This is a genomic window from uncultured Microbacterium sp. (assembly GCF_947632095.1).
Lineage (GTDB): Bacteria > Actinomycetota > Actinomycetes > Actinomycetales > Microbacteriaceae > Microbacterium.
Genome location: NZ_CANROA010000016.1, coordinates 29,886 through 44,150, shown reverse-complemented (window position 1 = coordinate 44,150; position 14,265 = coordinate 29,886). Strand labels below are relative to the sequence as shown.

Annotated in this window: 15 protein-coding genes; 2 read left to right on the top strand and 13 right to left on the bottom strand. The window is 69.1% G+C overall.

Going from position 1 to position 14,265, the window contains the following annotated elements; translation table 11 throughout:
• Positions 1-93 precede the first annotated feature (93 nt).
• The 4 genes from Q0Z66_RS06435 to Q0Z66_RS06420 form a co-directional block, all read right to left on the bottom strand.
• The gene (locus tag Q0Z66_RS06435; protein WP_298039126.1) at positions 94-1,068 is read right to left on the bottom strand and encodes a MoxR family ATPase; all 975 of its coding nucleotides are present in this window, start codon (positions 1,066-1,068) and stop codon (positions 94-96) included.
• Positions 1,065-1,535, bottom strand: coding sequence for a hypothetical protein (locus tag Q0Z66_RS06430; protein ID WP_298039124.1), 471 nt, complete (start codon positions 1,533-1,535; stop codon positions 1,065-1,067). Before Q0Z66_RS06430 ends, Q0Z66_RS06435 begins: the two co-directional genes overlap by 4 nt.
• Positions 1,532-2,248, bottom strand: a complete 717-nt coding sequence (locus Q0Z66_RS06425) for a DUF4129 domain-containing protein (protein WP_298039122.1) — start codon at positions 2,246-2,248, stop codon at positions 1,532-1,534. Before Q0Z66_RS06425 ends, Q0Z66_RS06430 begins: the two co-directional genes overlap by 4 nt.
• 81 nt (positions 2,249-2,329) lie before the next feature.
• Complete coding sequence (locus Q0Z66_RS06420; protein ID WP_298039121.1) at positions 2,330-2,770, bottom strand: MarR family transcriptional regulator; 441 nt, start codon at positions 2,768-2,770, stop codon at positions 2,330-2,332.
• Between the two features lie 45 nt (positions 2,771-2,815).
• Between Q0Z66_RS06420 and Q0Z66_RS06415 the strand changes: the two genes are divergently transcribed.
• Complete coding sequence (locus tag Q0Z66_RS06415) at positions 2,816-3,058, top strand: hypothetical protein (RefSeq protein ID WP_298039118.1); 243 nt, start codon at positions 2,816-2,818, stop codon at positions 3,056-3,058.
• Positions 3,059-3,074: 16 nt separating this feature from the next.
• On the opposite strand, the gene uvrB is transcribed toward Q0Z66_RS06415, so the two are convergent.
• Positions 3,075-5,150 (bottom strand): excinuclease ABC subunit UvrB, encoded by a 2,076-nt coding sequence (gene uvrB, locus Q0Z66_RS06410; protein ID WP_298039116.1) that lies wholly within the window; start codon positions 5,148-5,150, stop codon positions 3,075-3,077.
• Positions 5,151-5,209: 59 nt separating this feature from the next.
• Between uvrB and Q0Z66_RS06405 the strand changes: the two genes are divergently transcribed.
• On the top strand, positions 5,210-5,815 hold the full coding sequence (locus tag Q0Z66_RS06405; RefSeq protein WP_298039113.1) for a DUF4126 domain-containing protein: 606 nt from the start codon (positions 5,210-5,212) through the stop codon (positions 5,813-5,815).
• Here Q0Z66_RS06405 and Q0Z66_RS06400 read toward each other — a convergent pair.
• The 8 genes from Q0Z66_RS06400 to Q0Z66_RS06365 are packed head-to-tail and all read right to left on the bottom strand — an operon-like array spanning position 5,760 to position 14,244.
• On the bottom strand, positions 5,760-7,004 hold the full coding sequence (locus Q0Z66_RS06400; protein WP_298039109.1) for an MFS transporter: 1,245 nt from the start codon (positions 7,002-7,004) through the stop codon (positions 5,760-5,762). The genes Q0Z66_RS06405 and Q0Z66_RS06400 overlap by 56 nt on opposite strands.
• A complete protein-coding gene (coaE, locus tag Q0Z66_RS06395; RefSeq protein WP_298039108.1) occupies positions 6,980-7,579 on the bottom strand; it encodes a dephospho-CoA kinase in 600 nt (199 codons plus the stop codon). The genes Q0Z66_RS06400 and coaE overlap by 25 nt, the downstream gene beginning before the upstream one ends.
• Before the next feature lie 37 nt (positions 7,580-7,616).
• The gene (locus Q0Z66_RS06390) at positions 7,617-8,183 is read right to left on the bottom strand and encodes a CoA-binding protein (protein WP_298039107.1); all 567 of its coding nucleotides are present in this window, start codon (positions 8,181-8,183) and stop codon (positions 7,617-7,619) included.
• Complete coding sequence (locus Q0Z66_RS06385; RefSeq protein WP_298039104.1) at positions 8,180-9,484, bottom strand: O-acetylhomoserine aminocarboxypropyltransferase/cysteine synthase family protein; 1,305 nt, start codon at positions 9,482-9,484, stop codon at positions 8,180-8,182. The genes Q0Z66_RS06390 and Q0Z66_RS06385 overlap by 4 nt, the downstream gene beginning before the upstream one ends.
• Before the next feature lie 23 nt (positions 9,485-9,507).
• Positions 9,508-11,502 (bottom strand): acetate--CoA ligase, encoded by a 1,995-nt coding sequence (gene acs / locus Q0Z66_RS06380; RefSeq protein ID WP_298039101.1) that lies wholly within the window; start codon positions 11,500-11,502, stop codon positions 9,508-9,510.
• Positions 11,499-12,365: an ABC transporter permease gene (locus Q0Z66_RS06375; RefSeq protein WP_298039099.1), complete on the bottom strand. Its 867-nt coding sequence runs from the start codon at positions 12,363-12,365 to the stop codon at positions 11,499-11,501. The genes acs and Q0Z66_RS06375 overlap by 4 nt, the downstream gene beginning before the upstream one ends.
• Positions 12,362-13,393: an aliphatic sulfonate ABC transporter substrate-binding protein gene (locus Q0Z66_RS06370; protein ID WP_298039096.1), complete on the bottom strand. Its 1,032-nt coding sequence runs from the start codon at positions 13,391-13,393 to the stop codon at positions 12,362-12,364. Before Q0Z66_RS06370 ends, Q0Z66_RS06375 begins: the two co-directional genes overlap by 4 nt.
• On the bottom strand, positions 13,393-14,244 hold the full coding sequence (locus Q0Z66_RS06365; RefSeq protein ID WP_298039093.1) for an ABC transporter ATP-binding protein: 852 nt from the start codon (positions 14,242-14,244) through the stop codon (positions 13,393-13,395). The genes Q0Z66_RS06370 and Q0Z66_RS06365 overlap by 1 nt, the downstream gene beginning before the upstream one ends.
• Between the last annotated feature and the right edge of the window lie 21 nt (positions 14,245-14,265).

The following is a 14,265-nucleotide window of genomic DNA, read 5'->3' as shown; positions in this document are numbered from 1 at the left end:
CCGCGGCGAGCGCGACGGCGGCGACCGCGCCGATGGCCGGCGTCGCGGTGCGCCGCCAGGAGACCGGATGCTCCGCGTCGACGTGCGCGTCGGTCATCGTGCGGCGGCGACCGTCGGCGGCACGGCGCAGGTCGCCACGACCGTCTCGACGATCGCCGCGGGATCGATCCCCTGCGCCCACGCCTGCGGGGTGAGGGCGAGGCGGTGCGCGAGCACGGGCACGGCGATGCGCTTGATATCGTCGGGGCGCACGTAGGCGCGGCCGTCGAGCGCGGCGAGCGCACGGCCCAGCAGCACGAGGGTCTGCGATCCGCGGGGCGAGGCGCCGACGGCGACGTGGTTCGCCGTGCGCGTGGCGCGCACGAGGTCGACGCAGTAGCGTGCGACGTCGGGGTCCACGTGGATCCGTTCCACGGCCTGCTGCAGACGGGCGAGGCCTGCGGCGTCGACGACGGGCTCGACCGTCGCCTCGGGCACGCCCCGGCGGGCACGGGCGAGCACGATCTCCGTCTCGGCATCCGGGGTCGGATACCCGACGGCGAGGCGCACCATGAAGCGGTCGAGCTGTGCCTCCGGCAGCGCGTACGTGCCCTCGTACTCGATGGGGTTCGCCGTCGCAATGATGTGGAACGGCTCGGGCAGTGCGAAGCGGTTGCCCTCGACGGTGACCTGGCGCTCGGCCATCGCCTCGAGCATGGCCGACTGCGTCTTCGGCGTCGTCCGGTTGATCTCGTCGGCGAGCACGAGGCCGGCGAACAGGGGGCCCGGGCGGAAGCGGAACTCCCCCGTGTCAGGTGCGTAGACGTACGATCCGGTGACGTCGCCCGGGAGCATGTCGGGCGTGCACTGGATGCGGCGGAAGTCAAGGCCGACGGCGGCGGCGAGACTCCGCGCGGCGAGCGTCTTGCCCAGGCCCGGCACGTCCTCGAAGAGCACGTGACCGCCGGCGAGGATCGTGCCGAGGGCGATCGTGAGCGGTTCGTCCATACCCACGACGGCGGTGCGCACCCCGGCCAGGATGCGTGAGCCGGCGGCGGCGATCTCGTCGATGTCGGCGATCTCGGTCATTTCTCCTCCAGATGGGACGGAATTGTCTCGATGGCGCCGAGCACGCGCTCGACGTCGTCGCGGGTAACCTCTCGGGCGGTGAGCGCGGTGCGGATGCCGTCGCCGAGCAGCGCGTCGATGCGGGCGGCGTCACCGGGCTCGTCGATGTCGAGTCCTCGGAGCTGGAGCCTGCGGCGCAGCAGCGCGTCGAGCCGGGCGACGAGCATCGAGCCGACGGCGCCGTTGCGGGTGTTGATCGACCAGGCCAGGCGCGAGACGTCCGAGCCTCGGAAGTCCGGTTGGGGTTTCTCCGGCGGCCAGGCATCCGGCTCCGGCGACTCGTCGGCTCGGGTGATGATGCCGACGGCGCCGACGAGCAGCAGCCAGGCGATGACGAACAGCGGCGGCATGCCGATGAGCGACAGCACCCACACCACCACGGCGGCCCCGAGGAGGCCGATGATCGTCAGCGCCACGCGGCCCCTCATCGCCAGTGCTCCTGGATCTGCTCGAGCAGCGCGCGGGCGCGGAGGCGATCGGACTCCTCGGCGATGCGGCCGCCGAAGCGCACGCTCTCGTAGAGCGCGAGCAGCGCCCGTACAGCGTCTTCACTGTCCGCACGGGTGCCGACGATGCGCAGGGTGAACTCCCCCGGCGTCTCGGCGGCGCCGCGGCTCTGGCCGGCTCGTCTCGCCGCGTCCTCGAGGCCGACCCAGGCCGCGGTGATGGCATCCGTGGGTGCGAGGTCGGATGCCACGGCGTCGATGGCACCGGCGATCCCGTGCCGGACGACGGCCTCCTCGATGCGCTCCTGGGGTGCGGCCGCCGTGAGGCCGACGTCCGGAGTGCCCCCGTCCGCGCGACGCAGCGGGCGGTCGTGCCACCACTGGCGGATGACGCGCACGATGAGGCGAATGAGCAGGAACGCGAGGGTCAGCCCGACGGCCGAGGCGATGACGGCCGCGATGATCGCGATCCACGGGTTGGGCTCGCGGGGTTCGAGATCCGGGAGGCCGGAATCGGTCGGGCCGGGCGCCGGAGTCTCGGTCGGCATGATGACCTGGCCGGAGACGTCGATCGACTGGAACACCGGATGCCCCTGCAGAGCGGCGATCGCGATGAGTGCGACGAAGGCCAGTGAGATGGCGATGAGAGCCCTGGTGCGGGTGCGGGATCCGGCGCGCGCATCCTCGTGACCCATGGCATTCAGCCTAGGGGGGCGGGAGGACTCCGCCATGCACTCCGGCATCGTTCGCACCGGCGATGGTCGCCTCGGTGCGCGTCAGACCGGCGCGGTGCGGCCGGCGAAGCGGCTGACGCCGTCGCGGAGCGCGGCGACCTGTTCGGCGTCCATCTGCACGGCCTCCATCACCTGGCGCGGCACGTCGAGCGCGCGCTCGCGGAGGGCCCGTCCGGCGTCGGTGAGCACGATGTCGAGGCGCCGCTCGTCGGCGCTGCTGCGGCCGCGGGCCACGAGGCCCTCCTTTTCGAGCCGTTTCACCAGTGGTGAGGCGGTGGCGGGTTCCAGGGCGAGTTCGGCGGCGAGCTCTCCGAGCGTGCGCGGCGACTGCTCCCAGAGGGCGAGCATGACGAGGTACTGCGGATGGGTGAGTCCGAGAGGCTCGAGGATCGGGCGGTAGATCGAGACGACGTTGCGCGCCGCGGTGACCAGCGCGAAGCAGAGCTGGTTCTCGAGCTTGAGCATGTCGTCGTCCGTGGGCACCCCCTGATGATACCCGGCGGCCTAATGTTTAGTACACTAAGCATCATGGCGAACAGTTCTGACCGTGTCCCGCTGCGCACGCGCATCCGCGAAGCGGGCGGACTGTACAAGTGGTTCAACACGAACCTCATCCGCCTGGCTGGCCCCGCGGCCGTCGGCCCCTACGAGCCGACCCCGCCCCCGACCTCAGCGCAGCGCGCCGAGCGCGCCTGCCCCCTGTGCGGGCACGCCATGACCGAGCACACGATCGACCGGTCCGGCCCCAAGCCGCTCATGCACTGCCCCTGACGGGCGCCGCTGACCCTCAGGCGTGCCCCGCGCGCTCCATCGCCCGCAACTCCTTCTTGAGGTCCTGCACCTCGTCGCGCAGGCGCCCGGCGAGCTCGAACTTGAGTTCTTCGGCTGCCGCGAGCATCTGGTTCGACAGGTCTTCGATGGTCGCCTCGAGCTGAGCGGCGCCCTCCGCAGCGATCCCCTCGCGGCGCAACTGCGGCGTCGGGCTCTTGCCCTTGCCGGACTTCGTGCGCCCCTTGCCCCGCAGCATGTCCTGCGTATCGGATGCCTCACGCGCGAGCACGTCGGTGATGTCGGCGATCTTCTTGCGCAGCGGCTGCGGATCGATGCCGTTCGCCGTGTTGTACGCGATCTGCTTCTCGCGGCGCCGCTCGGTCTCCTCGATCGCCTTGGCCATGGAGTCGGTGATCTTGTCGGCGTACATATGCACTTCACCCGAGACGTTTCGCGCGGCGCGGCCGATGGTCTGGATGAGCGAGGTGCCCGAGCGCAGGAACCCCTCCTTGTCGGCGTCGAGGATCGCCACCAGGGACACCTCGGGAAGGTCGAGACCCTCGCGCAGGAGGTTGATGCCGACGAGCACGTCGTACACCCCGGAGCGCAGTTCGCTGAGCAGTTCGACGCGGCGCAGCGTATCGACATCGGAGTGCAGGTAGCGCACCCGCACCCCGTGCTCGCCGAGGAAGTCGGTGAGCTCCTCCGCCATCTTCTTCGTCAGCGTCGTGACGAGCACGCGCTCATCCTTCTCGACGCGGATGCGGATCTCCTCGAGCAGGTCGTCGATCTGCCCCTTCGAGGGCTTCACGACGATCTCGGGGTCGACGAGGCCGGTCGGTCGGATGATCTGCTCGACGACGCCATCGGCGATGCCCATCTCGTACTTGCCCGGGGTCGCGGAGAGGTAGACGGTCTGGCCGATGCGGTTCTTGAACTCGTCCCAGCGCAGCGGGCGGTTGTCCATGGCGCTGGGCAGACGGAACCCGTGCTCGACGAGCGTGCGCTTGCGTGACGCGTCGCCCTCGTACATCGCGCCGATCTGCGGCACGGTCACGTGCGACTCGTCGATCACGAGCAGGAAGTCGTCGGGGAAGAAGTCCAGCAGCGTGTGCGGTGGTTCTCCGGGCTCGCGGCCATCCATGTGCCGGGAGTAGTTCTCGATGCCCGAGCAGAATCCGAGCTGCTGCAGCATCTCGAGGTCGAATGCGGTGCGCATGCGCAGACGCTGCGCTTCGAGCAGTTTGCCCTGTCGTTCGAACTCGGCCAGGCGTTCTTCGAGCTCGGTCTCGATCGTGCCGATGGAGCGCTGGATCACGTCGGTGCCGGCGACGTAGTGCGAGGCGGGGAAGATCGGGACCGCATCGAGCTTCTCGATGATGTCACCGGTGAGCGGATGCAACGAATAGAGCGCTTCGATCTCATCGCCGAACAGCTCGACGCGGATCGCATGCTCCTCGTAGACCGGGATGATTTCGATCGTATCGCCGCGCACCCGGAAGTTTCCGCGTGAGAAGTCGACGTCGTTGCGGTTGTACTGCATCGCGATGAACTGCCGGATCAGCGCGTCACGGTCGTAGCGCTCCCCCACCTGCAGGGCGACCATCGCCCGCAGGTACTCTTCCGGGGCGCCGAGGCCGTAGATGCAGGACACCGTGGAGACGACGACCACATCGCGACGGCTGAGTAGCGAGTTGGTGGTCGAGTGGCGCAGACGCTCGACCTCGGCGTTGACCGAGGAGTCCTTCTCGATGAAGGTATCGGTCTGCGGGACGTACGCCTCGGGCTGGTAGTAGTCGTAGTACGAGACGAAATATTCGACGGCGTTGTTCGGCATGAGTTCGCGGAACTCGTTGGCCAGCTGCGCGGCGAGCGTCTTGTTGTGCGCGAGTACGAGCGTCGGCCGCTGCACCTGCTCGATGAGCCAGGCGGTCGTCGCCGACTTTCCGGTTCCCGTGGCACCGAGCAGCACGATGTCGGTCTCTCCCGCATTGATACGGGCGGCGAGATCGGCGATCGCCTTCGGCTGATCACCGGCGGGCACATATTCGCTGACGACCTCGAACGGACGGACGCTGCGCGTGGGTTGCATACATCCAGCGTAGGCGCCGCCACGGACATCCGGGCGGACGTTCCTTCTAGAGTGGGATCGTGATCGAGTTCATCATCGGTTCGAGCCTCGCGGCATCCGCCGGTCTCAATGCCTGGATGCCGCTGTTCCTGCTGAGCCTCGCCGATCGTTTCCTGCCCGCCGTGGATCTGCCGTCCGGCTGGTCATGGATCTCGAGCGACATCTCCCTCTGGGTGCTCGGTGCGCTGCTCGTGCTCGAGGTCATCGCCGACAAGATCCCCGCCCTCGACTCGATCAACGACGTCGTGCAGAGCGCGCTGCGCCCCGCCTCCGGTGGAATCGTGTTCGGCGCGGGAAGCAGCGCCCAGACCATTGCGGTCGATGATCCGTCCACGTTCTTCGCGGACTCAGCCTGGGTGCCGATCGTCACCGGCGTGGTGATCGCGCTCGTCGTGCACATCGTCAAGGCCACGGGACGCGTCGCCGCGAACGCCGTCACGGGCGGGCTCGCAGCACCGGTGCTCAGCGCGACGGAGGATGGAGCATCCTTCCTGCTCGCGGCCCTCGCGATCATCGTGCCGGTGCTCGCCGGGCTGCTCCTGATCGGACTCGTCGTCCTCGCCGTCGTCCTCATCCGGCGGTTGGCACGTCGTCGCGCGGCCGCTCGGACCACAGCACCGCGATAACCGCGGCGAGCACCGACATCGCCAGCACCGCGGCGAGGAACCACCACCAGCCCGCCTGGCCGAACGCGACTCCGAGCGCCCAGCCGAACAGGCTCGAGCCGGCGTAGTAGCCGAGGTAATACAGCGACGACGCCTGCGCGCGGGCGCCGTCGGGAGCTGCGACCGGCACCCAACCGGATGCGATCGTGTGCGCCCCGAAGAACCCGGCCGTGAACAGGATCAGCCCGACGATGATCACCCACGTGACCGCGATGAACATCAGCGAGATCCCCACGATCGACAAGCCGATCGAGGTCAGCAGCACCGGCATCCGCCCACGCCTCGTCGCGAGCCGACCCGCCCAGGGTGAGGAGAACGTGCCGGCGAGGTAGGCGAGGAACAGCAGCGAGACGAACCATGCCGGCAGGAAGAAGGGCGCCTCCGCGAGGTGGAAGCCGAGGTAGTTGTAGACCGCGACGAATGCCCCCATCAGCAAGAAGCCCCGTGCATACAGCGCGAGCAGGCTCCGTGATCGCAGCGCGCGGCGCATTCGGATGCCGATCCCGACGGGCTCTCGCCGTCGACCCGGCACGAAACCGCGCGCCCGCGGCACGAGCAGCAGGAAGGCGACCGCCGCCACCGCGCACACCGCCAGGGTCGCGGCCATGCCGATGCGCCAGCCGAACGCCTCACCGATCGGTCCCGAGATGAGCCTTCCGCTCAGACCGCCCACGGTCGTGGCGGCGATGTATCCGCCGGCGGCCGCCGCGGCGTGGCGGGCCGAGACCTCCTCGCTGAGGTAGACGAGGGCGACGGCGGGCATCGCCCCCAGCCCGATCCCCTCCGCCACCCGCAGCACCAGTAACAGTGTGAGCCCGTTCGCGGCGACGGCCGCGAAACCGCAGACGGTGGCGATCGCGACGCCTGTCGCCATCGCGGGGATGCGGCCGATCCGATCGGCGATGAGAAACCAGAACAGCACCGAGCCCGCAAGCCCCAGCGTCGCGGCCGAGACTGCGAGCGCCGCCGTCGCGGGACCCGCGTCGAGATCGACGGCGATGAGCGGCAGCACCGCCTGCGGTGCATATAGCTGCGCGAAGGTTGCGACCCCCGCGAAGAACAGGCCGATCAGCAGGCGCCGATAGGCGGCCGTGCCCGGAACGTGCCCGGTGAAGGCATCCGCGCTCACCGCGCGGCGATCCGCTCCCATGCCGCGTCGGTCTGCCGCAGGGTGTCGTGCATGGTTCCGGAAGTATCGATGACGATGTCGGCGATCGCCCGGCGCTCATCGTCGGAAACCTGCGCGGCGATCCGTCGGGCGGCGTCGTCGGCGCTCATGCCGCGAAGTGACACCAGACGATCCAGGCGGACGGATGCCGGAGCATCCGCCACGACGATGAGATCCCACGGGTCGTCCACGCGCGCCTCGACGAGCAGCGGCACGTCGTAGAGGACCACGGCATCCGCGTCGGTCTCGAAGGCCTCAGCGAAGCGGCGCTGGGACTCGTCGCGCACGGCGGGGTGCACGATCGCGTTCAGCGCGGCCAGCGCCTCGTCGTCGCCGAACACCCGCGCGCCGAGGGCGGCGCGATCCAATGCGCCGGAGGCGTCGATCATCTCGGCACCGAATCGCGCGGCGACGGCGTCGAGCACCGGCGAACCGGGCGACTGAACGTCGCGCACGATCTGATCGGCGTCGACGATCACGGCGCCGCGCTCGGCGAGACGGCGCGCGATCGTGGATTTGCCCGAGGCGATTCCCCCGGTCAGCGCGATGAGAGGCATGTCCTCATCCTGTCACGCCGACCGGGGACGAATCGCGTCAGCGCGCCAGCAGCTGGCGCTTCGAGCTGATCACGCCGGTGTCGAAGCCGGCCAGATGCAGGCCGCCGTGGAAGCGCGCGTGCTCGATCTTGATGCAGCGGTCCATGACGACCGAGAGACCCGCACCCTCGGCAAGGGCTGCGGCCTCCTCGTTCCACGAACCGAGCTGCAGCCACAGCGCCTTCGCGCCGACGTCGATGGCCTCCTGCGCGACGCCCGGCAGGTCGTCGTGCTTGCGGAACACGTCGACGATGTCGGGCACGACCGGCAGGTCGGCGAGCGAGGCGTAGACCGGCTGACCGAGGATCTCGGTGGCGCGCGGGTTGACGAAGTAGATCTCGTACGGCGAGCTCGACAGCAGATACGTCGCGACGAAGTACGACGCGCGGGCCGGGTTGTCGGATGCACCGACGATCGCGACCGAGCGCGAACGGCGCAGCAGCGCGAAGCGCTCCTGCTGGTTCGGGCTCACCCAGGTGCGAGCGGGGTCGGATGCCACGGGAGCCGCACCCGGCAGGGCGCACGCCTCGACGGGCGGGGTGAACTCGCAGGCGTCGGCGCTCATCGGGTCTCTCCTGTCGCGGCGGTCAGGGCCTGATCGAGGTCCCAGATGATGTCCTCGACGTCCTCGAGGCCGACCGAGATGCGGATGAGGTCGGCGGGCGCACCGGCCGCGACGAGCTGCTCGGCCGTGAGCTGGCGGTGCGTTGTGGATGCCGGGTGGATCACCAGGGTGCGGGCGTCACCGATGTTCGCGAGGTGCGAGGCGAGCTGCAGGTTCTCGATCAGCGTCTCGCCCGCGGCGCGGCCGTCGTCGGCCTTCACGCCGAAGGCGAAGACGGATCCGGGGCCCAGCGGCAGGTACTTCTTAGCGCGCTCGAAGTGCGGGTGGGATTCCAGGCCCGACCACGTGACGTACGAGATGCGCGGGTCGGAGTCGAGCCATTCGGCGACGATGCGCGCGTTCGCGAGGTGCGCATCGATGCGCTGCGGCAGCGTCTCGATGCCCTGCAGAAGGTTGAACGCGGACTGCGGGCTGAGCGCCGGGCCGATATCGCGCAGCTGCTCCGAGCGGAGCTTGGTGAGGAAACCGTACTCGCCGAAGTTGTCCCACCACTTGATGCCGCCGTAGGAGGCGACCGGCTCGGTCATCTCGGGGAACTTGCCGTTTCCCCAGTCGAACGTGCCCTTCTCGATCACGACGCCGCCGAGGGTGGTGCCGTGGCCGCCGAGGAACTTCGTCACCGAGTGGATCACGATATCGGCACCGTGCTCGAGCGGACGCGCGAGGTAGGGCGTCGCAAGCGTCGCGTCGACGACGAGCGGCACGTCGGCGGCGTGCGCCACCTCGGCGAGGCCCTCGATGTCGGCGATCTCGCCGGACGGGTTGCCGATCATCTCGACGTAGACGACCTTCGTCTCGGGACGGATCGCCGCCGCGTAGTCGGCGGGATCCGTCGACGGCACGAACGTCGTCTCCACGCCGAACCGGCGCAGCGTCACGTCGAGCTGGGTGACGGTGCCGCCGTAGAGCTGAGCGGATGCCACGACGTGGTCGCCGGCGCCGACGAGGGCCGCGAACGTGATGAACTCCGCGCTCATGCCCGATGAGGTGGCCACGGCGCCGATGCCGCCTTCAAGGGACGCAAGGCGCTCCTCGAGCGCGGCGACGGTGGGGTTGCCGATGCGCGAGTAGATGTTGCCGTACTTCTGCAGGGCGAACAGGTTCCCGGCATCCTTCGCGTCGTCGAAGACGAACGAGGTGGTCTGGTAGATCGGCACGGCGCGCGCCCCGGTGGCGGCATCCGGCGTTCCTCCGGCGTGGAGCGCGCGGGTGCGGAACCCGAAACGATGTTCTTCCGTCATGTCTTCCTTCGTAGAGAGCGAGGTCAGGGACGCGTCGCCGCGAGAGCCGCGGCGATGGCGTCCACTGCTTCCGGGTTCTGCAAAGAGGTGGTGTCGCCGAGCGCCGTCGGCACGCGGCCAGCGCGGTGATCCTGCTCAGCCTCCCACAGCTGGGCGAGGAGTCGGCGCATGATCTTGCCCGAGCGGGTCTTGGGCAGGTCGGGCACGATGACGATGTTCTTCGGCTTGGCGACGGGGCCGATCTCGCGGGCGACGCGGTCGCGCAGCCCTGCATCGGTGATCTCGCCGGCGCCGGATGCCGTGACGAACGCGGTGACGGCCTGCCCGGTGAGGGCATCCGGAACGCCCGCGGTGCCGGCCTCCCCCACCGTCGGGTCGGCGACGAGGGCCGACTCGATCTCGATCGTCGACAGCCGGTGGCCGGACACGTTCACGACGTCGTCGAGGCGGCCGAGGATCCAGATGTGCCCGTCGGCGTCGCGCGTGGCGCCGTCACCGGCGACGTAGTAGCCGCCGTGCGCACCCTTGCCCGCGTAGTCGGACCAGTACGACGTGCGATACCGCTCGGCATCGCGCCAGACGGTGCGTGCCATACCGGGCCACGGACGGCGCACGACGAGGGTTCCGGAGCGGCCGGGGGCCACCTCGTCGCCGTTCTCGTCGACGACGGCGGCGTCGATCCCCGGCAGCGGCACGGATGCCGAACCGGGTTTGAGCGTCGTCACCCCCGGCAGCGGCACGATCATCGCCGCTCCCGTCTCGGACTGCCACCAGGTGTCGACGATCGGCAGCTCACCGCGGCCGAACGTGCGATGGAACCACACCCATGCCTCGGGGTTGATCGCCTCGCCGACCGTGCCGAGCAGGCGCAGCGACGACACGTCGTGATCGGTGGGCAGCTCGTCGCCGAACCACGTCATGAACGTGCGGATCAGCGTGGGAGCCGTGTAGTAGACCGTCACGCCGTAGCGCTCGATGATCTCGAGATGCCGCTGCTGATGCGGGGCGTCCGGCGTGCCCTCGTAGATGACCTGGGTGAGGCCGTTCGAGAGGGGCCCGTAGATCTCGTAGCTGTGCGCGGTGACCCAGGCAAGATCCGCCGTGCACCAGTGCACGTCGTCGTCCTTCGCATCGAAGTGCGCCCAGTGCGCCCAGCTCGTGTGCGCGAGATACCCGCCGGAGGTGTGCACGAGCCCCTTCGGCTTCCCGGTGGTCCCGGAGGTGTAGATGATGAAGAGCGGATGCTCCGCGTCGAACGGCTGCGGATCGTGGGCCTCGGATGCCGTGTCGACGACGTCGTGCCACCAGACGTCTCGGCCCTCGGTCCAGGCGATGTCCTGGCCGGTGCGCCGAACGACGAGGACGTGCTCGAGGTCGGGGAGGTCGGCGGCGGCGATGTCGGCGGCCGACTTGACCTCGACGGCCTTGCCTCGGCGGAACTGTCCGTCGGTGGTGACGAGCAGCTTCGCACCGGTGTCGGAGAGGCGGAAGCGCACCGCCTCGGCCGAGAACCCGCCGAACACGAGCGAGTGCACCGCGCCGATGCGGGCGCAGGCGAGGGCGATGACGACGGTCTCGATGAGCACCGGCAGGTAGACGACGACCCGATCCCCGGGTCCGATCCCGAGGGACAGCAGCCCGTTCGCAGCCTGCGAGACGCGCCGCTGCAGGTCGGCGTAGGTCACGGTGACGCGGTCGCCCGGCTCGCCCTCGAAGTAGAGAGCGACCTTGTCGCCGCGACCCGCGGCGACGTGACGATCCACGCAGTTGTAGGCCACGTTCAGCGCGCCACCGACGAACCATTCCGCCTTCGGCATCGCGCCGTCGGCGGGCGATTGCCATGTCATCGCGGTGTGCCACGGCGTCGACCAGTCCAGCCGCCGGGCCGCCTCTTCCCAGAAAGCGATGGGGTCGGCATCCGCCGCCGCATAGATCGCCGCATCGACATTCGCCTGCGCGGCGAAGGCCGCCGGCGCCGGATAGGTGCGCTTCTCGATCAGGCGTGCTTCGTCGGTCATGTCCACCGCCGCAGAAGATACTTCTCGATAAGACCGAGAATAGTGTTCGTCAGTGTTCCGAGAAGCGCCAGCAGCACGATGGCGAGCAGGATGCGGTCGACACGACCGTTGTTCTGCGAATCATCCAGCAGGAACCCGAGCCCCATCGACGACGCGATCAGCTCGGCGGCGACGAGGAACAGCCACGACTGCGCGAGTGCGAGGCGCAGACCGGAGATCACGGACGGGATGACAGCCGGCAACTGCACGGTGCGGAACAGCGACCAGCCGCGCAGGCTGAACGATCGTCCCGCCTCGACGAGGTGCGGGTCGACATGGCGCAGTGCGTCCGCGACCGTCGTGTAGACGGGGAAGAACGCGCCGATCGCGATCAGCGTGACCTTCGACTCCTCGCCGATCTGCATCCACAGGATCAGCAGCGGCACCCAGGCCAGCGAGGGCACGGCACGCAGAGCCGCCAGCGTCGGGCTGAGCAGCACATCGCCCAGCTTCGACAGGCCCACGACGGCCGCGATGACGAGCCCGATCAGCGAACCGATCGCGAAGCCGAGCAGCACTCGCTGCACCGAGATCGCGATGTGCGTCCACAGCTGCCCGCGATCCGCGAGCTCGACACCCGCCCGGAACACCGATTCCGGTGTCGGCAGCCGATACGCCGGAACGAGGCCCGAGGTCGTCACGACATGCCAGATGACGAGGATCACCGCGGGAAGCAGCGCACCCGCGACGATTCGGCCACCCGTGCGGACCCCGATACCGCGGGAAGCGGCATCCACCCGACGGGGACGGCCGGACGCGAACGCCCGGCCATCCGCCGAATCGGCGGGAACCGTCACACGCTGATCGGGAAGGGACGCGCTCATTCTGCCGCGACGGCCTTCTCGGCGAAGTCGGCGAAGATGATCTCCTCCAGCGCAGTGTCAACGGCATCCTGACCGCCCTGCACATCACCGGACTCGACGATCACCGGAGCGATCTTCTCGAGAACCGTGATCTGCGCCTCACCCGGAACACCGCTGACGTCGAGGTTCGAGCGCTCCTGGATGACGGTCGTCGCCACAGCGATGTCGATGCCGGCGGCTTGGGCGAGCAGCTGAGCCGTCTCATCCGGGTTCTCCAGCGCCCACACACGCGCCTGCTCATAGGCGTCGACGACGGCCTGCGCGAGATCCGCGTGGTTCTCGATGAAGTCCTCGGTCGCGTTCAAGAAGCCATAGGTGTTGAAGTCGACGTTGCGGAAGATCAGCTCCGCGCCGGACTCCACCTCGGCGGCGCCCATGATCGGGTCCAGACCCGCCCAGGCCTGGACGGATCCGCCTTCGAGTGCGGCGCGACCATCCGCGTGCTGCAGGTTCTGAACCTCGATGTCGTCGACCGTCAGACCGCCCTCTTCGAGCGCCTGCAGCAGGAAGAAGTACGGGTCGGTGCCCTTGGTCGCGGCGACCGACGTGCCTGCGAGGTCCTCCAGCGAGTCGATGTCGCTGTCGGCGCCGACGACGATCGCCGACCACTCCGGCTGCGAATAGATATCGATCACCTTGATCGGCGAGCCGTTCGCCTTGGCCAGCAGCGCCGCGGATCCGGCCGTCGAGCCGACATCGACGGACCCCGAACGCAGCAGCTCGTTGGCCTTGTTGGAACCGGCCGACTGAACCCACTCGACCGTCACGTCGTCGCCGAGGATGTCTTCCAGAAGGCCCTGGTCCTTGACGACGAGGCTCAGCGGGTTGTAGGTCGCCCAATCGAGCGTCACCGTGCTCGCGGACCACTCCCCCGATGCAGCGCCGTTGTCGCCCGAGGCATTCTCACCGGCGACGCAACCGGTGGCGACGAGCATCATCATTCCGGCGATCGCTGTCGCAGGAATGACTCGGCGGGTGATGATGCTCATCAGTTCTCCTCGGTGTTGCGGTGATGGGTCTCCACACCGAGGCCTTCGAGCAGCTCGGTGCGGAGGTTCGCGAGGGCGCGATCTGCGCGGTCGCGGGGTCGGATGCCGGGAACATCGATCACACGGGCGATCGATGCCGAATCGGCGGATGCATCGGCTGCCAACGAACGCAGCAGCAGGACGCGATCGGCCAGGTAGAGGGCCTCCTCGACATCATGGGTCACGAGGAGGATCGTCGTGGGCTCTGCCGCGTGGATATCGAGCAGCAGATCCTGCATGCGCAGACGGGTCAGAGCATCGAGAGCGCCGAACGGCTCGTCGAGCAGCAGGACACCGGGGTTGCGGGCAAGCGCCCGGGCCAGTGAGGCACGTTGTGCCATGCCGCCGGAGACCTCGCGCGGACGCTGGTCGGCGGCGTGCTCGAGGCCCACCAGACGCAGAAGCTCGCGGACGCGGTCGGCGCGACGAGCGCGCCCCTTGACGGAGCGGGGAAGCCCCAGCTCGACGTTCTGCGCGAGGGTGCGCCACGGCAGCAGGCGCGGCTCCTGGAACGCAACAGCCGTGCGCTCATCGATGTCGGAGATCCCTGTGCCGTCGAGTGCGATGACTCCGCCTGTCGGAGCGTCGAGACCCGCGATCAGCCGGAGCAGCGTCGACTTTCCGCACCCCGAGGGACCGACGACCGCGATGATCTCGCCCGCGGCGAGCTCGACGTCGACATCGCGCAGTACAGGACGCTCACCGTCGCGCAGGGCGAACGTGCGGGCGACGCCTTCCAAACGCACCGTGTTGGCAACGCCGGACGGCACCGGTGCCGCGTCGGCACGCGGAGGCAGGAGCGTCGTTGTCATGTGACCATCGTCGCGGAGCAG